Below are 21,684 nucleotides of genomic sequence, written 5' to 3'. Positions count from 1 at the left end.
GAGGCCGGTTGATGCCGCATGCAAGCATCGGATTGGCCCGAACCGTCGAATCGCTTAACCGGGAGCTATGGTTGCCATTCCCGTCACCCGATCGATCTCGATCGACAGCGATGAGCTGGAAGAATCCTTCACGCGTGCGGGCGGACCGGGCGGGCAGCATGTCAACACGACGGACTCGGCCGTGCTGCTGCGCTTCGATGTCGGCGCCTCGCTCAATCTGCCCGAGGCGGTGAAGAACCGGCTGGCGATGCTGGCCGGGTCGCGGATGACGCGCGAGGGCGTGCTTGTGCTGCGGAGTGAGGGCGCGCGGTCCCAGCTCCTCAACCGGCAGGAAGTGCGCGAGCGGCTGATCGAGATGATCCGCGAGGCGACGATCGTCCCGAAGAAGCGGCGCCCGACCAAGCCGTCCAAGGCAGCAAAGGCCCGCCGCATGGAGGGCAAGGCCAAGAGGTCGACGGTCAAATCGTTGCGGGGCAAACCGATCGATTAGGACCGAATACCCACTCCCGTTCGTGCTGAGCTTGTCGAAGCACTGTTCTTCCTTCTTCCTGTCGAAAAGAAGAACAGCCCTTCGACAAGCTCAGGGCGAACGGGGTTATGTGGAACTCAGACGCTGAAGCCGGCCTTCAGGAAGCGTTCGGGCAGCGGCGCCTCGGCCTTGATCGGATCCTTGCCGACACGCGGCACCACCAGCGACGCGGCGTGGAGCAAGCTCTCGCCCTTGCCGTCGCCATAGACCGGATCGCCGACCACCGCCGCACCCAGCGCCTCGGCGGCGTGGACGCGGATCTGGTGAGTGCGGCCGGTTTCGGGGCGAAACTCGACGAAGCTGCGTCCGTCCTTCACTTCCAGCACGCGCCAGGCAGTGCGTGAGGGCTTGCCCTTCGGATCGCCCCGCATCCGCCAGCCGGTTTCGGCGGTGCTCACCTTGGACAAGGCAAGGTCGATCAGGCCGCTCTCTCCCTCGACGACGCCCTCCAGCACCGCGAGATAGCGCTTCTCGACGATGCCTGCCTCGAACGCATGGTGAAGCCGCGCATGTGCCTTGGGATTGCGCGAGAGCAGCAGGCAGCCCGAGGTATCGCGATCGAGCCGGTGCACCGCCTGCGGCCAGCGCCGGAAACCAAAGGCCAGCGCCTCGAGATGGTTTTCAAGGCTGAGCGAGCCGTCGCGGGGCCGGTCGACCGGCAGGCCGGCGGGCTTGTCGATCACGATTGCCTCACCATCGAGGAACAGGACTTTATCGAGGAGCATTTGATGCCCTTGCCACTCCGCGCAGCCACATGCCAGAGGAACCCCGGTGAAGCCGAGTATCAAGCACGCGATCCGGGCCCTGTTGTCGGCCGCGTTCCTCGGCACGGTGCCGGTTCATGCGCAGGTCCAGCCCGCCGGCGCGGCCCCGATCATGGTGCCCGGCATCGGCGTCACAGGGTCCGACGGGCGGATGTTCGGCCATCTGCCTTATGCCGAGGCCCCGGCGAGCGACATGGTGCCCGTCACCTCCCCCGGCTTCGCACTGGGCGGGGCATGTCGCCTGCAGCGATATGCGGCAGCGGACCTCACCGCCCTGATCGACGCCGCGAACGCGACGCCGGGCGTCGCGCATAAGCTCAGGGGCGTCTCCTGCTATCGCACCATCGCCTATCAGCGATCGGTCTTCTGCCGGGCGCGCGATAGCTGCGGGGACGTCGCAGCTCGGTCGCGCGACGTCGGGCCGCCGGGCTATAGCGAGCATTCCACCGGCTATGCGATCGACTTCGGGGTTCATCCCTCGCCCGGCTGCCCGGATCTGCAATGGTGCATGGCGAGCACCCTAGCGGGCTTGTGGCTGATCGCCCATGCGCGGGACTTCGGCTTCGAGCTGTCCTTCCCCGCGAGCAACAAGCAGGATGTCGGATGGGAACCGTGGCACTGGCGCTGGGTCGGCCGGACCGCGCAGTCGCCCGGCGCGGCACGGGCACGTTCGATATTCGCCCGCGCCCGCGCGCAATATCCCGCCCGGCCGGGGATTGCCGGACCGGTGATCCAGGCGATCCATGCGAAACCGGCACCCCTGGTGCTGCCGATCCCGATCGTCTGGCCGGGTGTCTATTTCTAGGGGCTCACGCGAAAAGGGGCGCCCGCGGCAAGCCGCGAACGCCCCTCCTTCATAGCTCGGCAGTGCTGGATCAGCCGAAGACCTTGCCCGCGACTTCCGCGATACGGCGACCCTGATAGCGCGCGCCATCGAGTTCGACGCTGCTTGGCTGGCGGCTGCCGTCGCCATCGGCGATCGTCGTCGCGCCATAAGGCGAATTGCCGTGGACTTCCTTGACGCCCATCTGGCCGGCAAAGCCGTAATCCAGACCGACGATGGTCAGGCCGAAATGCAGCAAATTGGTGATGATCGAGAAGAGCGTCGTCTCCTGCCCGCCATGCTGGGTGGCGGTCGAGCTGAACGCGCCGCCGATCTTGCCGTTCAGCGCGCCGCGGAACCACAGGCCGCCGGCCTGGTCGAGGAAGGACGCCATCTGGCTCGGCAAACGGCCGAAGCGGGTCGGCGCGCCGATGATGATCGCGTCATAGTTTGCAAGCGCCTCGACGCTTTCGATCACCGGATGCGCGGTGTCGGCCTTGAAACCGGCCGCCGCGATGACCTCGGCCGGCGCGGTTTCGGGCACGCGGCGGATATCGACCTCGGCACCAGCGGAGCGGGCACCCTCGGCAACGGCATCGGCCATCTGCTCGATATGGCCGTAGGACGAATAATAGAGCACCAGAACCTTGGTCATGAAAATCTCCTGAGAATTGAGAAAATGTCCCTCCCGCACCAAGGGAAATTTGGGCGGGAGGGACTGGGGGTGAGCGCCCGGTTGCTGAGGCCGGGGCTTTCGGGGAGGACGAAGGCCCACCCCCGTCCGTTCCGCCCCGGGGGGATGGAGCGAAACGGAAACTCGATCATTCTGAGTCGACGAGCACCAGCTCGGCATCCTCGATCGCCTTGATCTCGACCGTCTGGCCGCCGCCGATCGCAGCGCCGTCACGCGCCTTGAAGGGCTGGCCGTCGATCTCGATCGCGCCGGTGGCGGGGACGAGATAGGCATGACGCCCCTCGCCCACGCTGTGGGTGATCGTCTCGCCGGCCTTGATCGTCGCGCCGAGCACCCGCGCATCGGCACGGATCGGCAGGGCGTCCTTGTCCTCGGCGAAGCCGCTGGCGAGCACCGCGAACTTGCCGCTGCGATCGCTCTTCGGGAAAGGCTTGGCGCCCCAGCTCGGCGAGCCGCCGGTCCGCTTCGGCTCGATCCAGATCTGGAAGAGCGTCGTCGTCTCGGGCTCGAGATTATATTCGGCATGGCGCACGCCGGTGCCGGCGCTCATCACCTGAACATCGCCCGCTTCGGTGCGGCCTTCGTTCCCCATCGAATCCTTGTGGGTGATGGCGCCCTTGCGGACATAGGTGATGATCTCCATGTCGCGGTGCGGATGCGCCGGGAAGCCTGAGTTCGGCCCGATCTCGTCATCGTTCCAGACGCGGATCGCGCCCCAGCCCATGCGGGACGGGTCATAATAATTGGCGAAGCTGAAATGGTGGCGGGCGTTGAGCCAGCCATGATCGGCATGGCCGAGGCTCTCGAACGATCTTTTCTCGATCATTGGGTGTCTCCTTGTTGCCGCCAAGATAAGGGTTTGAATCACGACGTAAATGGAAACACTGGAAACTGATCGTTTCCAGTGCTAACTCCTCCCCGAGCAAGCTCGGGGAGGAACGAAGAAATGCGTCTGCCGGATCTCGAAGCATGGGCAATTTTCGCTTCGGTCGTCGAACATCGCTCGTTCAGCGGCGCGGCTGATGCGATCGGGGTGTCGAAGGCGACAGTGTCCAAGGCGGTCACCCGGCTCGAGGTGCATCTCGGCCAGTCGCTGTTCCACCGCACCTCGCGGCGGCTGACCCTGACCGAGAGCGGCAGAGCGTTGGCCGAACATGCCGCGCGCATCCTGGCCGAAGCGGTGGCGGCCGAGGAAGCGGCGCACGATGCGGCGACCGCGCCGCACGGCCTGATCCGGGTGACGGCGCCGATGACGCTGGGACTGGTCAGCCTGACACCCGCCCTTGCCGAATTCCTGACTGATCATCCGGGGATCGAAATCGATCTCAACCTGTCCGACGCGAAGGTCGATATCGTGGCGGAGGGGATCGATGTCGCACTGCGTATCGCCGATCTGCCCGACAGTTCGCTGCGCGCCCGGCGGCTCGGCCCGATCGCGACGCATATCGTCGCCTCGCCCTCCTATCTCGAAAAGCACGGGCGCCCGACCCATGCCGCACAACTGGGGGAACATGCCTGCCTCGGTTACACCAATGTCACCGGACCGTGGCGCTTCGTCGGGCCGGGCGGCGCCGAGGTCGCGGTCCGGCCGGCCGGGCCACTCCGCTCGAACAGCGGCGACGCGCTGCTGCCGACACTCAGGGCCGGACTGGGTATCAGCGTGCTGCCCGACTTCATCGTCGGCGACGACCTTGCCGCGGGGACGCTGGAGGCGATCCTGACCGACTGGCACATGCCGCCGATCGCGCTGCATCTGCTCACCCCGCCGGGCAATCTGCGCCCGGCGCGGGTCGAAGCCTTGATAAGCTTCCTTACCGAGAGATTTCGCAGCATCTGTGCGAACCAGGGTCCCGAGGGCAGCTGAAACCGCTTCACTAAGGGTAATTCCTGATCCGTGGAATCCCCACGACTCGTGGATTCAGGCCGGTTAGCGAAGAATTAACCTTTTGCGTTCATTCCTGATCAGGTTAATAGTTTGTGCAGGGTGCGTCGAGCCGCAGGGGGCGTCGAGCGCCGCGAAGTGACAGGGGAACTGCCAGATGCGCGTGCTGCTGATCGAGGACGAGCCGACGACCGCCAAGGCGATCGAACTCATGCTCACGACCGAAGGCTTCAATGTCTATACGACCGATCTGGGCGAGGAAGGCCTCGATCTGGGCAAGCTGTATGATTACGACATCATCCTGCTCGACCTGAACCTGCCCGACATGCACGGCTATGATGTGCTGAAGAAGCTCCGGGTCGCCCGGGTGCAGACCCCGGTGCTGATCCTGTCGGGCATCAACGAGATGGATTCCAAGGTGCGCAGCTTCGGCTTCGGTGCCGACGATTACGTCACCAAGCCGTTCCACCGCGAAGAGCTGACCGCGCGCATCCACGCCGTCGTCCGCCGTTCCAAGGGCCATAGCCAGTCGGTCATCCGCACCGGCAAGCTCGCCGTGAACCTCGACGCCAAGACGGTCGAAGTCGATGGCAGCCGGGTCCACCTGACCGGCAAGGAATATGCGATGCTCGAGCTGCTCTCGCTCCGCAAGGGCACGACGCTCACCAAGGAAATGTTCCTGAACCACCTTTATGGCGGCATGGACGAGCCCGAACTCAAGATCATCGACGTCTTCATCTGCAAGCTCCGCAAGAAGCTGAGCCTGGCCTGCGAAGGCGAGAATTACATCGAGACCGTCTGGGGCCGCGGCTATGTGCTGCGCGAGCCGGACGAGGTCGGCACGCCGGTGGCCGAGGTCGCCTGAATCGTCACGCTCCCGAGTTTATTTGCGGGAGTAAAGGCCGCGGCATCGGGGGGTGCCGCGGCCTTTCGTTTTTTGTGCGGGAGGCCTCAGCCCAAACCACTCCGTCATGCTGAATTTGTTTCAGGATGACGGCAAGAGGTGGAAAGGGCATCGCCCTCCCCTATTTCCGCACATACTCCTTGTGGCCACCCACCCAGGTCTCCTCGATCTTCGTCGCGCGCAGCTCGCTTGGGCTGGCCAGCAGGGGGTCGCGGTCGACGATGATGAAGTCGGCGCGCTGGCCGGGGGCGAGGCGGCCGAATTTGTCCTCGGCGAAACCGGCATAGGCGGCGGCCCCCGTGAACGCCCACCAGGCCTGTTCGCGCGTCAGCTTCTCTTCCGGGCGCCAGCCGCCATAGGGCTGGCCTTCGGCATCCTGGCGCGTGAACGCCGCGGCCCAGCCGGCAAAGGGATCGGGACTTTCGATCGGATAGTCGGAGCCGAAGGCGAGCACCGACCCGTTCTTCAGCATCGACGCCCAGGCATAGGCGCCCGCGAGCCGGTCCGGCCCGAGCCGCGCCTCGGCCATCGCGCGGTCGGAGGTCTGGTGCGTCGGCTGCATCGAGGCGATCGTGCCATGCTGGCCGAAGCGCGGCAGATCGGCCGGGTCGACGATCTGGGCATGCTCGATCCGCCAGCGGCGATCGCCCTTGTAGGTCTCGGACAGTTCCTCGATCGCGTCGAGCACCTGCGCGTTGGCCTTGTCGCCGATCGCGTGGACCGCGACCTGGTAATTGTCCATCGCCGCGCGGCTCATCAGGTTGCGGATGACGTCGTCGGCGAGAAAGCCGAGGCCGGATTCCTTGGGTGCATCGCTGTACGGCGCCTTGAGCCACGCCCCGCGCGAGCCGAGCGCGCCGTCGGCATAGAGCTTCACCCCGCCCATGCGCAGCCGGTCGGCATAGAGCCATGGCGTGGGCCCGGCACCGCCGACCCGGATCGCCGTCTCGACGCCGCTGCCATAACTCATGATGCGGATACGCAACGCGCCCGCATCGCCGGCGCGGCGATAGCTGAGCCAGTCGTCCAGCGTGCTACCCATGTCGGCGGTCGCGGTGACGCCGAGGCTGAGCAGTTTCGCCTGCGCCTTGAGCAAGGCCGCATCGCGGTCCTTGGGCAAGGGCTGCGGCACGGCCTTGTTGACGAGATCCTGCGCCGCATCGACGAACACACCGTTGGGGGCGATGCCGGTCTTCTCGATCCGGCCGCCAGGGGGCGAGACGCTCTTCGCAGTCACGCCGGCCGCCTTCATCGCGGCGGTGTTGGCCCAGCTCGCATGGCCGTCGACACGGGAAAGCCAGACAGGGCGGTCGCTGACCACTGAATCGAGATCGGCCGCGGTCGGGAAGCGGCCGAGTGCCCAGAGTTCCTGGTTCCAGCCGCCGCCCAGCACCCATTTCTTGTCGGGATTGGCCGCGACATAGGCAGCGATCTTCGCCTTGGCCTCGTCGAGCGATGTCGTGCCGGACAGGTCGAGTTCGACGTCGCGGAAACCGAGATCCATCACATGGCCGTGCGCATCGATGAAGCCGGGGAGCAGCACCTTCCCCTTCATGTCGGCGCGCCAGTCGAGCTTTTCCGGGCGCTTGTCGTTCGGCTGCATCAGCCGGATGACCTTGCCGTCGGGCGTCATCAGCACACCGTTGAAGTGGATGACCTTGCCATCCTTGTCGAGCGTCATGCCGTTGACGTTATCGACGAGCGAGTCGGCGAAGGCCGGGGTGGTAAGGGACAGGGCGACGCTCGCCAAAAGCCAGGTCGTCATCCCGGACTTGTCCCGGGATCCACTGGTCCGCACGACCAGCGGCCGTTTGTTTTGTGGAACCGTGGATGCCGGAACAAGTCCGGCATGACGGAAGAAATAAATCACCGCGCCAACCTGCGCACCAGCGAGCTCGTGTCGTTGCGGCCGCCGCCCATTTTCTGGACGTCGGCATAAAATTGATCGACCAGCGCGGTGAGCGGCAGGCTTGCGCCATTGCGCCGTGCCTCGTCCAGCGTGAGGCCCAGATCCTTGCGCATCCAGTCAACCGCGAAGCCGAAATCGAACTTGTCCTCGCTCATCGTCGACCAGCGATTGACCATCTGCCAGCTCGACGCCGCGCCGCCCGACACCGCCTCGAAAACCTTGTCGGTGTCGAGCCCGCTGACCTGGGCGAAGCGCAGCGCCTCGGCGACGCCCTGGACGACGCCGGCGATCGCGATCTGATTGACCATCTTGGTCGTCTGGCCCGCACCGGCTTCACCGATATGGACGATGCGCAGCGCATAGGCCTGCATCAGCGGCTCAGCCGCGGCCATCGCCTCGGCGGTGCCGCCGCACATGATCGAGAGCTTGCCGTTCTCCGCACCCGCCTGGCCGCCCGAGACGGGGGCGTCGACGACGAGCAAGCCCTTGGCCCCGCCCTCTTCCGCCAGCCGCCGTGCGATCTTCGCCGAGACGGTGGTGTGATCGACGAACAACGCGCCCGCCGCCATCGTGCCGAACACGCCGTCCGCGCCCAGGGTGATCTCGGCCAGATCGTCGTCATTGCCGACGCAGCTGAACACCGCCTCCTTGCCAGCCGCGGCCTCGGCCGGGGTCGCGGCGACCGTGCCGCCATGTTTCTCGGCCCAGGCCTCAGCCTTGGCGCGCGAGCGGTTGTAGACGGTGACGGTGTGGCCGGCGGCGACGAGATGCCCCGCCATCGGCGCGCCCATCACTCCGGTTCCGATGAATGCGATGTTGCTCATGGAGGTTCGCGATAAGCGGTGTTTTCGCGTCACGCTAGTTGAGAGTACGCACGCGTGAGCCGTAACGACCATTGCGGCTGACGATTTCAGGGCCTACCTCGCCCGCTTATGGCTACCGATCCCCTGCCCGCCGCCGAAACGCTCCCTGTCACCCTCGCCGATGTCCAGGCGGCGCATGCGCGGATTGCCGCGTCGATCGTCCGCACGCCGACCTTCATCAGCCAGACCTTGTCGAAGCTGACTGGCGCGACGGTCTATCTGAAGTTCGAGAATCTCCAGTTCACCGCAGCGTACAAGGAGCGCGGCGCGCTCAACACGCTGCTCCAGCTTCCCGCAGAAACGAAGGGCGTGATTGCTGCCTCGGCCGGCAACCATGCGCAGGGCCTCGCCTATCACGCCAACCGCCTCGGCATTCCCGCGACGATCGTGATGCCGACGACGACGCCGACGGTGAAGGTGACCCAGACCGAAGGGCATGGCGCGATCGTCGTGCTGTTCGGCACCACCTTCGACGCCGCCTATGCCCATGCGCGCGAGCTGGAAGCGCAGCGCGGCCTGACTTTCGTCCACCCGTTCGACGATGTGCGGGTGATCGCGGGCCAGGGCACGGTCGCGCTCGAGATGCTGGAGGATGCGCCGGCGATCGACACCTTCATCGTCCCGATCGGCGGCGGCGGGCTGATCTCCGGCACGGCGACGGTCGCGCGCGCGGCCGACCACCCGATCGAGGTGATCGGCGTTCAGGCCGAGCTGTTCCCGTCGATGTACAACCGGGTCAACGGCACCGACCTGCCCTGCGCCGGCGATACGCTGGCCGAGGGTATCGCGGTGAAGGAGCCGGGCGGCATCACCGCGCATATCGTACAGGCGCTGGTCGACGATATCGTGCTGGTGAGCGAGCGCAGCCTCGAGGAGTCGGTCAGCCTGCTCCTCCAGATCGAGAAGACCGTGGTCGAGGGCGCCGGCGCCGCTGGCCTGGCTGCCTTGCTGCAGCATCCCGAGCGCTTCCGCGGCAAGACCGTCGGCGTCATCCTGTGCGGCGGCAATATCGACACACGGCTGCTCGCCAATGTGCTGCTGCGCGATCTCGCCCGGTCGGGCCGGCTGGCCCGGCTGCGCATCCGGCTGCAGGACCAGCCCGGCGCGCTGTTCAACGTCGCGCGGATCTTCGATGCCGAGCGCGTCAACATCATCGAAATCTATCACCAGCGCGTCTTCACGACCCTGCCCGCCAAGGGCCTGATCACCGACATCGAATGCGAAACCCGCGACAAGGCGCATCTCGACCGGTTGATGGCGGCGCTGCGTCACGATGGGTATGAGGTCAGCCCGGTCGAACTCGCCTGACGAACTGAATCAGAACTGCGACGAAACGATTCCGGCGACTCTATTCGCGAGTCGCGGGATGCGATATGGTGCGCGTCAAGTCCGCCCGGGGCGTGAATCTTCAAGACTCGAAGCAACCGCGGCGTTAACTCTCTTTCATGGTAAAGCCGCTTTTCATCACGACTCAACCGATTCATAACGGGTCGAACCGGGCATCGGGCCAAGGTGGAAAAAGGGGTTGTAGGCGGTGACCGCGCCATTTCGTTTTCCGCGCTTCTTCGTGACGAGCCCGTCGCCCTGCCCCTATCTTCCGGGACGCCAGGAGCGGAAGGTCTTCACCGAACTGAACGGCCCGCATGCGGGCGATCTCAACGACGCCCTGGGCCGGATCGGTTTCCGCCGCAGCCAGTCGGTCGCGTACCGGCCGAGCTGCGCCGGCTGCACCGCCTGCGTCTCGGTCCGCGTGGTCGCGTCGGAGTTCGTGCCCAACGGCACCCAGCGCAAGCAGATCCGCCGCAACAGCGACATGGAGGTCACCGCCTGCCGCGCCTGGGCGACCGACGAGCAATATCAGCTGCTGCGCCGCTATCTTTCCTCGCGCCATCCGGGCGGCGGCATGGCCGATATGGACGAGGGCGACTATGCCGACATGGTCGAGCATTCGCCGGTCAACAGCTACATCATCGAATATCGCGAACCGGCACAGAACGGCGTGCGCGGGCGGCTGATCGGGGCGTGCCTGACCGACCAGCAGGCCGACGGACTGTCGATGATCTACAGCTTCTTCGACGCCGACCATCCGCTGCGCGCGGGCCTCGGCAACATGATCATCATGGACCATATCCTGCGCGCGCGCAGCATCGGCCTGCCCTATGTCTATCTCGGCTATTGGGTGAAGGGATCGGAGCGGATGGCGTACAAGACGCGCTATCGCCCGATCGAAGTGCTCGGCCCGACCGGCTGGAGCCTGCTGACCGACGAGGACGCGACCTATGCCCCCCCGGCGCAGAAGAATGTGCTGATGGCGGACGAGCTGGCATAGGCCAAATTTAGCCCCTCCCTGAAGGGGGGTTATTTGAGATCAATCCTGCGCGCTATCCTGTCCGACGTGGAGATCCACGTCCAATTCCTCATTCCCTTCGCCCAGCCGCGACCCGGCGACCGATGCTGCCCCAGCGGAATCCAGCGCCACCGCGACCCGCACATAGGCATCGTCAGCCGAAAGGCCGGTGCAGGGATCGAAGGCGACCCAACCCAGCCCCTCGATAAAGACCTCCGCCCAGCCATGCGGCGCGGGCGGCGTATCGCCGATGAAGCAGGCCGAACTGTAGCCGGAGACATAGCGCGCCGGAACGCCCAGCCCACGTGCGCCTGCGGTGAACATCTGGGCGAAGTCGCGAAGTGTCGCCGACTTCAGCTCGAAAGCCTCGGCGGCGCTCCGCCCCGATACCGGCCGGCCGCGATCGAGCGCGAAATGCTTGTGGAAGGCGACATTCAGCACATGCATCCGCTCGACCGCATCGGTCACCGACGCGACCGCATCGGCCGCGAAATCGGCGAGCGTGCCGCTCGCTTCGGTCAGCGGCGTCGGTCGCAGGAAGACGGCCGGCGGCAGCGGCTCGACCGATCCGTGCAGCACCCCGTCGCTGCCGTTGGTCAGGACCTCGCCCGACACCTCGATCTCGATACCGTGGATCGGCCCGTCGACATAGAGCATCGTCGTGCGGTTGCCGAAACCGTCGCGGCCGTGGCGCATCCGGGCGTCGCAATCGACATGGATGCCCCAGCTCGCGACCGCCTGGCCGTCGGTGCCGCTCGGCGTGAGGCGAAGGAGCTGGGTGACGCGGCCCTGGGGAACCGAAAAGCGATAGGTCGTCCGGTGATCGATGGTCAGCCGCATCAGCCGAACTTGAACTGCCGGCCGATCGCCTCGTGGAGGAGATCATTCTCAGCGTTGAAGGCCTGGAGATACTGGTGCAAGCCGCTGGCGATGACTTCACCGGAACGGGTCTTGGCCAGGCGCTGCTGGCGCATGCGGGCCATGCGGTCGGCCTCGCCGTGCAGGCCGGTACGCTTGGCAAGCAGATTGAGAATCTCGAGCGTCTCCTCGGCCGACGCGGCGAGGCTGCGCGGCAGTTCGGCGCGGGAGATGAGCAGGTCGATCACGTTGGCCGGACGCAACCCTTCCGAATAGAGCCAGCGATAGGCGGTCACGGCGGAGACGGTCTGCAGGATCGTGGTCCATTGGTCGCGATCGACCACGCCGCCGACCTGCTCGCCCTCGGGCAGCAGCAAGTGATATTTCACGTCGAGCAGGCGCGCGGTGTTGTCGGCGCGTTCGACTGCCTGGCCGAGGCGGATAAACCAGGTGGTCTGGTTGCGCAGCATGCGGTGGATCGCGCCTTCGAAGCCCCGCGCCTCGGTCTTGACCGCATCGACCAGGCCGAGCGTGGCAGTGGCGCCGCCGGGGCTGGAGCGGCTGTGGAAGATCAGCCAGGCACGATTGATCGCGGTCCATGCCTCGCGGGTCAGCGCGGTGCGGACGGCGCGAGCGTTGTTGCGCGCCATGTCAAGGCAGCGGACGATCGACCCGGGATGGCTGCCGTCGAGCGTGAGGAAGCGCGCGACATGCTGCTGGGTCATGGTCTCGCCCGTCGCGGCAAAGGCGGTGTCGGTTTCGGTCACGGCGAGCGCGCTGGCCCAGGCAGCTTCTCCCGCCGGGCGCGGCGAGAGCACGTCGAGGCGGACGGTCGCCTCGACCAGACGGGCGATGAAGTCGGCCCGCTCGATATAGCGGCCGAGCCAGTAGAGCGATGAAGCGGTGCGGGAGAGCATCAGGCGCTCCCCTGTCCCTGGCTCATACCGCCCCCGGTTTGCGTCTGGGCCTGCGTATTCCCGCCGTCCATCAGCACGAAGCTGTCCTTGGTGCCGCCGCCCTGCGACGAGTTCACCACCAGCGAGCCTTCCTTGAGCGCCACACGGGTCAGACCGCCGGGCACTACCTGGATGCCCTTCGACCCGGTCAGCACGAACGGACGGAAGTCGACATGGCGCGGCGCAAGACCGTTATCGCTCAAGGTCGGCACGGTCGACAGCGCCAGGGTCGGCTGTGCGATATAGCGATGCGGCTCGGCGATCAGCGCGGCGCGGAAGGTTTCGATCTCGACCTTGGTCGCGGTCGGCCCGACCAGCATGCCATAGCCGCCCGAGCCGTCGACCAGCTTCACCACCACGTCCTTGAGGTTGTCGAGGACGTATTTCAGCGCCTGGGGCTCGCGGCAGCGCCAGGTCTCGACATTGGGCAGCTTGGGCTCGCCGCCGGAATAGAAGCGGACGATCTCCGGCATATAGCTGTAGATCGCCTTGTCGTCGGCGATACCGTTGCCCGGCGCGTTGAGCAGGGCGACATTGCCGGCAGCATATGCCGCGATCAGGCCGGGCACGCCGAGCATCGAATCCGGGCGGAACACGAGGGGATCGAGATAATCGTCGTCGATGCGGCGATAGATCACGTCGACCTTCACCCTGCCGGCGATGGTGCGCATCCAGACGATGTCGTCATCGACCACGAGATCCGCTGCCTCGACCAGCTCGATGCCCATCGAATCCGCGAGGAAGCTGTGCTCGTAATAGGCCGAATTGAAATGGCCCGGCGTCAGCACGACACAGACCGGGCTCTGGCCCGAGCCGTGCGGCGCGACCGACTTCATCGTCTCGAGCAAACGGTCGGGATAGGAGTCCACCGCCGCCACGCGGAACTCGCGGAACAATTCGGGGCAGAGGCGCAGCATCGCCTCCCGGTTCTCCAGCATATAGCTGACACCCGAGGGAGTGCGGGCATTGTCCTCGAGCACGAAGAATTCGTCGGGGCCGGTGCGGACGAGGTCGATGCCGCAGATATGCGCCCAGATGCCGTGCGGCGGCCGCATGCCGGCGATCTCCGGCCGGAACTGCGGATTGCCGAAGATCAAATCCTCGGGAAGGACGCCCGCCTGGAGGATCTTCCGATCGCCATAGATGTCGTCGAGAAAGGCGTTGATCGCCTCGACGCGTTGCACCAGCCCTTCGGACAGCCGCGACCATTCGTCGGCGAGGAAGATACGCGGGACGATGTCGAAAGGGATGATGCGCTCCGACGCGTCGCTGTCGCCATAGACCGCGAAGGTGATGCCGAGCTGGCGGAAGGTCTGTTCGGCCGATTGCTGGCGGCGGCGGAGTTCGGCGTCGGGCGTCTCGTCCAGCCAGGTTCCGAGCGCGGCGAGTTCCGGTCGCGGCGTGGTCGAGCCGCTCTGCCCCATGATCTCGTCAAACGCGCGTCGTGTCCCCATCGAACGGTAAAGCCCCCATGTAACCGCCAAGTTCCATGCTGCGACGTTTTGCTGCGCCGCACAAGGGGCGTTTTCAGCTGCCCAATTCGGCGAGCATGGCCGGGGTGAGGACCTGCGGCAGCACCTTGGGCTCTGCGGCGCCGGGCGCATAATAGAGATAGAGCGGCACGCCGGCGCGATTATGCGCCTGGATGAAGCGGCCGAGCACGGGATCGCCATCGGTCCAGTCGCCGACCATCACCGCGACCTTGTGTGCGGCAAAGGCGGACTGCGCCGTGTCGGTCTCGATCGCGACCTTTTCGTTGACCTTGCAGGTCAGGCACCAGTCAGCGGTGAAATACGCGAAGACCGGCCGGCCCTCGGCACGGAGTGTCGCGAGCCGTGCTTCGCTGAAGGGTTCGGCCGAGCCTGTGGTTTGCGCCTGGGCGGCCTGGGGGCGGTGCGAGGTCGCGGCGAGCCAGATGCCGCCGGCAACGATCGCGAGCAGCATCACGATGGCGGGGATGCCGAAGCCGAGGCCGCGCGCCTGACGCCGGCCGGCGGCCCACAATATGATCGCGGCACCGAGCGCGACGAGCAGGCCCTGGGTCATGCCGTCGACGCCGGTCTGGCGGCCAAGCACCCAGACGAGCGCGATGGCGGTCAGCCACATCGGGATCGCAAGGACGCGGCGGAAAGTCTCCATCCAGGCGCCGGGTTTGGGCAGGCGCTTGCGGAGCGCAGGCACGAAGCCGAGCGCGAGGAAGGGCAACGCAAGGCCAAGGCCTAGCCCGGCGAACACCGCGAGCGCGGCGGGCCATGGCAGCACCAGGGCCGCACCCAACGCCGCGCCCATGAACGGGCCGGTGCAGGGCGTGGCGATGAAGGCCGCCAGCGCGCCGGTCGCGAAGGCGCCGCTCGCGCCACCCGCCTGGTTGACGAAACGCGGCGTGGGTATCTCGAACAGGCCGCCCAGATTGAGCGCGAGCGCGACGGTGAGCAGCAACAGCACCATGATCGCGCGCGGGTCCTGCAGCTGGAACGCCCAGCCGACCGCGCTGCCGCCCGCCCGCAGCGCGAGGATCGCGCCACCCAGTGCGACGCAGACCGCGACGACGCCCGCGGTATAGGCCAGTGCCTCATGCCGCGCCGAGCGCTCGTCGAGATGGCCGCGCGCCAGGCTGAGCGCCTTGAGACTCAGGATCGGAAAGACGCAGGGCATGATGTTGAGGATCAGCCCGCCGAGCATCGCGCCGGCAAAGGCGATCAAGGTCGCCATCAACACGCCATCGGGTGCGCCGGCCGGCGACGATGATGCAGCCACGGCGCCCGCGGCTGCCGTCACCATCAGGCCCTGGCCCGGTGCAATCCGCAGCACGCCGACAAGCGGGCCGGTGCCGCCGGTTCCGGCCCTGGTTTCGACCACGACACGATCGCCGTCGCGCGAAACCTCCTGTTCGGCGGCGTAATCGACCAGGCCGGTGGTGATCGGGAAGAAATAGGCATCCGCCAGCGGCGCACTTGCCGGATAGGGCACGGCGATCCTGATCCGCTCGCCCTGCCTCTGGAAGCTGCCCGTCGCGTCGAGCGGCTTCGGGATGGCGCGACGCCAGGCATCGAAACGCGTCCGGCTTTCGGCGGGGACGGCGCCGTCGCCAATGGTCAGGTCGACCGACAGATCGGCCTCTTCGGGTACGCACAGCGTCTTGGTGCAGACGAGATATTGCGCGTGGAGCTTTACCGGCAGACTCGTTCCCGTCGCGAGCCCGGCCGGGACCTTGAGCGTCACCAGCGGTGCATAGGGCGCCTCGAACACATAGTTCATCAGCCCTGCCATCAGCAGCACACCGGGCACGGGATAAGCTGGCTCACCGACGGCGACGTCCCTGGGAAGAGTCCATTTGAGCGTCGCCGGGAAGCCGGCGTCGCCCGGATTCTGCCAATAGCCGTGCCAGCCCGGCTCGGGCCGCGAGTCGAGGGCGAGGGTCACGTCCTGCCCGGCGGCCGGCGTCATGGTTTCCGCGACCAGCCGGATCGCAAGGTGCGGCCCCTTGCCGATTGCGGAGGGCGCCTGCGCCGACGCCGTCGCCGGGAATCCCGCAATTGCGGCCAGCCCGGCCATAAACGTCACAATCAGGTAACCCAACGCGCGCATCGGCCATCCTTGTCGGCAGTCACCCGCTCGCCCATAGCGGCGCGCGCGGTGCTTTGCACCTGAGCGCGGAGAATCATTACGTGAAAAGATTGGCATCGTTCGCCACCCTGGCCGCTATTGCGATCTCGGCCCCACTCCCAGCCCAGGAAGCTCCGCCCCCCGCACCTGTCGTCACCGCCCGGACGCCCCCAAAGCTGATCGTCGCCATTTCGGTCGATCAGTTCTCCGCCGACCTGTTCGCCGAATATCGCAATCGCTTCACCGGAGGCTTCAAGCGACTGCTGGACGGCGCGGTCTTTCCGTCGGGCTATCAGAGCCATGCCGCGACCGAGACCTGCCCGGGCCATTCGACCATCCTCACCGGCTTCCGCCCGGAGCATACAGGCATCATCGCCAATGCCTGGGCCGATTTGAAGACGCCCCGCGCCGACAAGCAGATCTATTGCGCCGAGGACGAGAGCGTGCCCGGCAGCACCTCGTCCAAATATACCGTGTCGGACAAGCATCTGCTCGTGCCCACGCTCGGCGAGCGGATGAAGGCGGCGAACCCGGCGACGCGTGTCGTCTCGATCGCCGGCAAGGACCGCGCCGCGGTGATGATGGGCGGCCATAAAGTCGACGAACTCTGGTGGTGGGACGGCGACCGTAAGGCGTTCGTCTCCTATGCCGGCCGCGCCACGCCGGCGGTGGTGGATCGCACCAATACGACCATCTCTGCGCTGATCGCGCAGTCGCAGGGGCCGCTCGACGAGCCCGATTTCTGCATAGCGCACGACCGCGCCATCCCGGTCGGCGGTGGCAAGACCGTTGGCAGCGGTCGCTTCGAACGCGCCGCCGGTGATGCGGCGAGGTTCCGCGCCTCGCCCGCCTTCGACGCCGCGGTTCTCGCGCTCGCTGCCGGGATGGTGCAGGACATGAAGCTTGGCCAGGGCAGCACGACCGACCTGATCGCGGTCGGCGCGTCGGCCACCGACTTTGTCGGGCACGGCTATGGCACCGAGGGCAACGAGATGTGCCTGCAGCTCGCCAATCTCGACCGGTCGCTCGGATCCTTCTTCGACGTGCTGGACAAGACCGGCGTCGACTATGCCGTGGTCCTGACCGCCGATCATGGCGGCCACGACCTGCCCGAGCGCAACCGCGAGCATGGCATCCCGGAAGCCGCCCGGATGGACAAGAGCTATTCGCTGTCCGACATGGGCAAGGAGATCATCGCCAAGTTGAAGCTCAAGGTTGCAGGGTCGCTACTCTATGGCGACCCCGGATCGGGCGATGTCTGGATCGATCCCAAGCTGACCAAAGCGCAGCGTGCCGCGGTGATGAGGGAAGCGCTTGCCCGCATCCGCGCACATCCGCAGGTCCAGATCGCCTTCACACGGGCCGAGATCGCCGCGACCCCGAGCCCGAGCGGACCGCCTGAGACCTGGACCCTGCTCCAGCGCGCCCGTGCCTCCTATTATGCGCCGCGATCAGGCGACATCGTCGTGGCGATGAAACCGCGCATCACCACGATCGTCGACCCGACCAAGAGCAGCGTCGCGACCCATGGCAGCTTCTGGGACTATGACCGGCGCGTGCCGATCCTGTTCTGGCGCAAGGGCATGACCGGGTTCGAACAGCCGTTGTCGATCGAGACGGTCGACATCATGCCGACGCTCGCCGGGCTGATCGACCTGCCGGTCTCCGCACCGAAGCCGGACGGGCGTTGCCTCGATCTCGATGCGGGACCGGGATCGACCTGCCAGTAGCGGCCACGGCAGGTCATTGACGGGGCGGTGGCGCTGTTCGATGCTGTCGGCGACATGACCGCCTCCCTAGCTGCCTTCACCCCTGCTTCGGATCATCTGCTACAAGTCCGAGGACTCGAGGATTTCTGGGCGCGGCACAGCTTCCGGTCGAACGCGCAACCGACGCGGGCGACCGAGCTGCGTCCGATGCTCGACGTGCTGGGCCTGGGGCTAGAGCAGACGCTGACCTATCTCGCCAACGACCTGCCCGACTTCCCGGCGTTCCAGGCCTGGATCCTCGATACCGCCGGCGAGCCCGATCCAGTGAAGGTCGCGCGATTCCATGCGTGGCTCGACAATGCGCCGCCACCGAGCGACGTCGCGCGACAACTACGGGCGATCGACGAGGCACCGGCAGTGCTCGACAAGGCCGATCTGGCGCATTGGGACGAGCATGGCTTCATCATCCTGCGCCAGGCGATCACCGCGGAACAGGCCAGGGCAGCCGAAGACCTGCTCTGGCGCCAGGTGAACGCCACGCCGGAGGATCCGGACAGCTGGTACGTGCGCCGCCCCAACGGCATCATGGTTCAGCATTTCCAGGACCCGGCGATGGAGGCGGCGCGGCAATCGCTGCGGGTGCACAAGGCCCATGCCCAGCTCTGGGGCACGAGCGATCTTTGGATGATCACCGACCGGCTGAGCTTCAACCCGCCCGAGCGGCCGGGCTATGCCTTTCCAGGGCCGCGCCTGCATTTCGACATGAGCCTGGCCCTGCCTATCCCGTTCGCGACTCAGGGTATCCTGTATCTCACCGATACGGCCGCCGATCAGGGCGCGCTTCAGCTCGTGCCGGGTTTCCACAAGGGGATCGAGGGCTGGCTTGAGAATGTGGGCGATAGCGATCCGCGCGAAGTCGATCTGAGCAGCGGGGCGGTGACGATTGGCGCGAGCGCGGGCGACCTGATCATCTGGCGCCAGGACCTGCCGCACGGCGCCAGCCCGAACCGCACCGACCGGCCACGCATGGCGCAATATCTGACGATGTATCCGGCGGACCTCACCGCCAATCCGGTGTGGCGCTAGACCTATGGACGGCGGCGAACCGAAGACCGGCTTTCGTCTATCGCGCAGCCCGATGTTCCCGTTGTGGCTGGCCATCCTGTATTTTGCGAGCGCGGGAATCTCGATTCGATCGGTGAGAGGTGGCCTTGTGTTTCTGGTCCTCCTTGGTGTGGGCTGGCTCTTCGAAACACGGTCGCGGCGGCCGAACCGCTCATTCTACCGGACCGGGATGGCGTCGGTGCTTCTCGCATGGCTTGTCGTGGAGTTTGCGGTGGGCGACGGCTGGCTGTTCGGCGCAGTCCTCTGGCTGGGCATGACTGCACTCGGTCTCATCTGGACGGCCTATTACGAGCTAACCGAACCGCTGACTGAACGGCCATAGCCGAAGATCAGTGCGCCGCCGCTTTCAAGAAGACGTTCATCACGACGACGCCAGCGATGATCAGCGCCATGCCGACGATGGCAGCGGCATCGAGCTTCTGTCCCTGAAAGATCCAGGCGATCGCCGCGATCAGGACGATGCCCACGCCCGACCAGATCGCATAGGCGATGCCGGTCGGCACGGTCTTCAAGGTCAGCGACAGGAAATAAAAGGCGATGGCATAGCCGATCGCGGTGAGGATCGACGGCACCGGGCGGGTGAAGCCCTCGGACAGCTTCATGAAGGAGGTCGCGCAGACCTCCGAGGCGATCGCGATGGCAAGGAAGAGATACGGCATGACCGGCCTATAGCGCGCCGGCGCATCTTGCGACAAAGCCTCAGCGCGTCTCGAACATCCGGATGCCGGTGCCGAGCTTGTTCGCCCCGACCGCCAGCCGCTCATGGCTGTAGTCCGCGACGAAGGCTGGGCTGCGCGTCTCGCCCGGGGCGAGGCTCGCGACATTGCCTTCCACGCGCAGGCCGGCCGAGCGGTAATTGCGCGCTTCCGCCGCAACCACCACGAAGCCGGTCCAATTCTCCTTCTGCCGTCCCTGGACGAAGGTGTTGTGGGTGATCAGGCCGGTGGATCCTTCCGGCAGGTCGATCATGTAATTGGTCTTGCGCCCGCTCGTATCGTCGAAGCTGTTGTCGGTGATCGAGATGTTGGGGATGCGCAGCTTCACATAATGGCCGCCGGTACCGCGTTCGAAGCGCGAATTGGTGATCGAGACCGATCCCTGATTGGCGAGATAGATCGAATGCGCGCAGTCGGGCGTCTCGTCGCACTGGCCGAGGCCAGCAAAGGTCGAGCGGTCGATTACGATCTTCTGGTTGACCGGCTCGCCGCCAAGAATGCCTTCCTGGCTGTCCATGAACATCGAATTGGTGACGGTGAGGCTGCCCATCTCGGTCCGCACGCCGGCGCCGTTGCCGTCGGGCACGCGCATGTTGCGGAAGACGAGACCGTCGACGGACGATCCCTGCCCGCGCAGCACGAAGGCCGCCTTGCCCTCACAGGTCGTGCCGTCGAAGATCGCGGTGCCGGGCTGTACCGCCTTGAAGGTGATCACCCCACCCGCCTGCACGGTGCATTGATGATAGATGCCCGGCGCGATCAGGATCGTCGCGGTGCCCATGCGCACCGATTGAACCGCATCGTCGATCGTCGCGAAGCCCTGGCCGGTTTCCTGGATCGTGAAAGGCGCGCCACGCTGGGCGGCGGCAGGCACGGTCAACGCGAGGGCGATAAACGGAATGATGCGGCGCATAGGGCTTGCTCCTTCGCGCGGGGAATGCGCCGGAGCGGGAGATATGGGAAGGGTAATAGAGGGTTAACCCTCCTGCCTCCGTCACACACAGAAAAGCCGATCACTTTCCAATGTGGAAAATTATGACTTGACGATATGGAAAGTGAAGCGCATCACTTTCCACATTGGAAAGGGAGATTCGTATGTCCACATCATCCACCGACGCAGCCGAGGCACTGGCCGCGATGCGTGCGTCGCAGGCCCGACTGGCCGCTGCGGCGGATTGTCCGCCCGCGCGCCATCTGGCCTTCGGCGCCGTCATGGGATGCCTGGTCGCCACCCCGGCCTTGCCGACGCTCTATACGCTGGTGGCGGAAGCGGTGCTGATCGTCTGTGTCGCGCTGATCGTCCGGTGGGATCGCCGGCGGACGGGCATGTTCATCAACGGCTATCGCTCCGGACGCACCCGCCCGATCACCTTCGCGATGCTGGCGATCTTTCTCGCCTTGTATCTCGCCAGCGTCTGGCTGGCCCGTGAGCGCGGCATCCACTGGGCGCCAGTGGCGATCGGCGTACTCACTGCGGGGCTCGCTTATTATGCTAGCATCCTGTGGCAGCGCGCATTCCGGCGCGAGATGGGTGTGGCCGCGTGAGCGTGCCACGGCTGGCCTTCGATCCGGTGATCCACCCGCCGGCGCGGCTGCAGATCATGGCGGTGCTGGCGGCGGTGCAGGACGCCGAGTTCGCGATGTTGCGCGAGACCGCCGATGTCAGCGATTCCGTGCTGTCGAAACACCTCTCCGCTTTGTCCGAGGCCGGTTACGTCCGGCTGCGCAAGGCGGCGATGGATGGGCGTCAGCGGACCTGGGCGTCGCTGACCCGCCCGGGGCGTGCTGCGTTCCGCGGGCATGTGGCGGCGCTGCAAGCGCTGGCGGGGATGGTTGAGGAGCCTGAAACTACGAACGCACAGGTCTCGGTGCAGGTGTAGCGCTCCCCTTCCGTTCGCCCTGAGCTTGTCGAAGGGCCGTTCTTCTTTCAGCGATTAAAAGGAAGAACGGTGCTTCGACAAGCTCAGCACGAACGGGGGAGAGTAGCTAACCAAATCCA

The 21,684-nt window shown here is 66.0% G+C and carries 22 protein-coding genes; 11 read left to right on the top strand and 11 right to left on the bottom strand.

The annotated features are described in order from the left end of the window. Nucleotides 1–67: 67 nt before the first annotated feature. Nucleotides 68–490, top strand: a complete 423-nt coding sequence (arfB, locus tag AC1RT8_RS09835) for an alternative ribosome rescue aminoacyl-tRNA hydrolase ArfB (protein WP_493075425.1) — start codon at nucleotides 68–70, stop codon at nucleotides 488–490. A 116-nt stretch (nucleotides 491–606) separates the two neighbouring features. Here arfB and AC1RT8_RS09830 read toward each other — a convergent pair whose 3' ends face one another. Then, on the bottom strand, nucleotides 607–1,254 hold the full coding sequence (locus tag AC1RT8_RS09830) for an RluA family pseudouridine synthase (RefSeq protein WP_493075424.1): 648 nt from the start codon (nucleotides 1,252–1,254) through the stop codon (nucleotides 607–609). Nucleotides 1,255–1,300: 46 nt separating this feature from the next. On the opposite strand from AC1RT8_RS09830, the gene AC1RT8_RS09825 reads away from it, so the two are divergent. Beyond that, nucleotides 1,301–2,098 (top strand): M15 family metallopeptidase, encoded by a 798-nt coding sequence (locus AC1RT8_RS09825; RefSeq protein ID WP_493075423.1) that lies wholly within the window; start codon nucleotides 1,301–1,303, stop codon nucleotides 2,096–2,098. 70 nt (nucleotides 2,099–2,168) lie between these two features. Here the strand turns inward: AC1RT8_RS09825 and wrbA are convergent, their stop codons facing one another. Together wrbA and AC1RT8_RS09815 are read right to left on the bottom strand one after the other, a co-directional pair. Then, nucleotides 2,169–2,771, bottom strand: coding sequence for an NAD(P)H:quinone oxidoreductase (wrbA, locus tag AC1RT8_RS09820; RefSeq protein ID WP_493075422.1), 603 nt, complete (start codon nucleotides 2,769–2,771; stop codon nucleotides 2,169–2,171). Nucleotides 2,772–2,937: 166 nt separating this feature from the next. Continuing rightward, nucleotides 2,938–3,636, bottom strand: a complete 699-nt coding sequence (locus AC1RT8_RS09815; protein WP_493075421.1) for a pirin family protein — start codon at nucleotides 3,634–3,636, stop codon at nucleotides 2,938–2,940. A gap of 120 nt (nucleotides 3,637–3,756) precedes the next feature. Here AC1RT8_RS09815 and AC1RT8_RS09810 point away from each other — a divergent pair, with 120 nt between their 5' ends. Continuing rightward, the gene (locus tag AC1RT8_RS09810) at nucleotides 3,757–4,674 is read left to right on the top strand and encodes a LysR family transcriptional regulator (RefSeq protein ID WP_493075420.1); all 918 of its coding nucleotides are present in this window, start codon (nucleotides 3,757–3,759) and stop codon (nucleotides 4,672–4,674) included. Nucleotides 4,675–4,849: 175 nt separating this feature from the next. After that, nucleotides 4,850–5,557 (top strand): response regulator transcription factor CtrA, encoded by a 708-nt coding sequence (gene ctrA, locus AC1RT8_RS09805; protein ID WP_372849064.1) that lies wholly within the window; start codon nucleotides 4,850–4,852, stop codon nucleotides 5,555–5,557. 160 nt (nucleotides 5,558–5,717) lie between these two features. Here ctrA and AC1RT8_RS09800 read toward each other — a convergent pair whose 3' ends face one another. Next, nucleotides 5,718–7,361, bottom strand: coding sequence for an amidohydrolase (locus tag AC1RT8_RS09800; RefSeq protein ID WP_493075419.1), 1,644 nt, complete (start codon nucleotides 7,359–7,361; stop codon nucleotides 5,718–5,720). A gap of 101 nt (nucleotides 7,362–7,462) precedes the next feature. Continuing rightward, nucleotides 7,463–8,401 (bottom strand): NAD(P)-dependent oxidoreductase, encoded by a 939-nt coding sequence (locus AC1RT8_RS09795; RefSeq protein ID WP_493075418.1) that lies wholly within the window; start codon nucleotides 8,399–8,401, stop codon nucleotides 7,463–7,465. 36 nt (nucleotides 8,402–8,437) lie between these two features. Here AC1RT8_RS09795 and AC1RT8_RS09790 point away from each other — a divergent pair, with 36 nt between their 5' ends. Next, nucleotides 8,438–9,676, top strand: a complete 1,239-nt coding sequence (locus AC1RT8_RS09790; RefSeq protein ID WP_493075417.1) for a threonine ammonia-lyase — start codon at nucleotides 8,438–8,440, stop codon at nucleotides 9,674–9,676. A gap of 226 nt (nucleotides 9,677–9,902) precedes the next feature. After that, nucleotides 9,903–10,697: an arginyltransferase gene (locus AC1RT8_RS09785; protein ID WP_493075416.1), complete on the top strand. Its 795-nt coding sequence runs from the start codon at nucleotides 9,903–9,905 to the stop codon at nucleotides 10,695–10,697. 39 nt (nucleotides 10,698–10,736) lie between these two features. On the opposite strand, the gene AC1RT8_RS09780 is transcribed toward AC1RT8_RS09785, so the two are convergent. From AC1RT8_RS09780 to AC1RT8_RS09765, 4 genes are all read right to left on the bottom strand, one after another. Continuing rightward, nucleotides 10,737–11,555 carry a transglutaminase family protein gene (locus tag AC1RT8_RS09780; RefSeq protein WP_493075415.1) on the bottom strand — a complete coding sequence of 273 codons (819 nt, stop codon included), beginning with the start codon at nucleotides 11,553–11,555 and terminating at the stop codon, nucleotides 10,737–10,739. Continuing rightward, nucleotides 11,555–12,490 carry an alpha-E domain-containing protein gene (locus AC1RT8_RS09775; protein ID WP_372849076.1) on the bottom strand — a complete coding sequence of 312 codons (936 nt, stop codon included), beginning with the start codon at nucleotides 12,488–12,490 and terminating at the stop codon, nucleotides 11,555–11,557. The genes AC1RT8_RS09780 and AC1RT8_RS09775 overlap by 1 nt, the downstream gene beginning before the upstream one ends. Further along, on the bottom strand, nucleotides 12,490–13,983 hold the full coding sequence (locus tag AC1RT8_RS09770) for a circularly permuted type 2 ATP-grasp protein (protein WP_493075414.1): 1,494 nt from the start codon (nucleotides 13,981–13,983) through the stop codon (nucleotides 12,490–12,492). Before AC1RT8_RS09770 ends, AC1RT8_RS09775 begins: the two co-directional genes overlap by 1 nt. 73 nt (nucleotides 13,984–14,056) lie before the next feature. After that, nucleotides 14,057–16,117 (bottom strand): protein-disulfide reductase DsbD family protein, encoded by a 2,061-nt coding sequence (locus AC1RT8_RS09765; RefSeq protein WP_493075413.1) that lies wholly within the window; start codon nucleotides 16,115–16,117, stop codon nucleotides 14,057–14,059. A gap of 89 nt (nucleotides 16,118–16,206) precedes the next feature. Between AC1RT8_RS09765 and AC1RT8_RS09760 the strand changes: the two genes are divergently transcribed. Genes AC1RT8_RS09760 through AC1RT8_RS09750 form a run of 3 tightly spaced genes read left to right on the top strand, consistent with a single transcriptional unit; the run spans nucleotide 16,207 to nucleotide 19,291 of the window. Continuing rightward, nucleotides 16,207–17,865 (top strand): alkaline phosphatase family protein, encoded by a 1,659-nt coding sequence (locus tag AC1RT8_RS09760; RefSeq protein ID WP_493075585.1) that lies wholly within the window; start codon nucleotides 16,207–16,209, stop codon nucleotides 17,863–17,865. A gap of 27 nt (nucleotides 17,866–17,892) precedes the next feature. Next, nucleotides 17,893–18,930 (top strand): phytanoyl-CoA dioxygenase family protein, encoded by a 1,038-nt coding sequence (locus AC1RT8_RS09755; RefSeq protein WP_493075412.1) that lies wholly within the window; start codon nucleotides 17,893–17,895, stop codon nucleotides 18,928–18,930. Nucleotides 18,931–18,934: 4 nt separating this feature from the next. Further along, nucleotides 18,935–19,291: a hypothetical protein gene (locus tag AC1RT8_RS09750; protein ID WP_493075411.1), complete on the top strand. Its 357-nt coding sequence runs from the start codon at nucleotides 18,935–18,937 to the stop codon at nucleotides 19,289–19,291. Between the two features lie 7 nt (nucleotides 19,292–19,298). Here AC1RT8_RS09750 and AC1RT8_RS09745 read toward each other — a convergent pair whose 3' ends face one another. Continuing rightward, nucleotides 19,299–19,628, bottom strand: a complete 330-nt coding sequence (locus AC1RT8_RS09745) for an SMR family transporter (RefSeq protein WP_493075410.1) — start codon at nucleotides 19,626–19,628, stop codon at nucleotides 19,299–19,301. 40 nt (nucleotides 19,629–19,668) lie between these two features. Then, nucleotides 19,669–20,598 (bottom strand): right-handed parallel beta-helix repeat-containing protein, encoded by a 930-nt coding sequence (locus AC1RT8_RS09740; RefSeq protein WP_493075409.1) that lies wholly within the window; start codon nucleotides 20,596–20,598, stop codon nucleotides 19,669–19,671. Between the two features lie 182 nt (nucleotides 20,599–20,780). Here AC1RT8_RS09740 and AC1RT8_RS09735 point away from each other — a divergent pair, with 182 nt between their 5' ends. Beyond that, on the top strand, nucleotides 20,781–21,230 hold the full coding sequence (locus AC1RT8_RS09735; RefSeq protein ID WP_493075408.1) for a hypothetical protein: 450 nt from the start codon (nucleotides 20,781–20,783) through the stop codon (nucleotides 21,228–21,230). Further along, nucleotides 21,227–21,565, top strand: a complete 339-nt coding sequence (locus tag AC1RT8_RS09730) for a transcriptional regulator (protein ID WP_493075407.1) — start codon at nucleotides 21,227–21,229, stop codon at nucleotides 21,563–21,565. Before AC1RT8_RS09735 ends, AC1RT8_RS09730 begins: the two co-directional genes overlap by 4 nt. Nucleotides 21,566–21,684 lie beyond the last annotated feature (119 nt).

It is taken from the genome of Sphingomonas sp. GW821-FHT10F11 (genome assembly GCF_058809095.1).
Note: the sequence above shows the minus strand (reverse complement) of the source record. Positions and strands in the feature narration are given on the sequence as shown.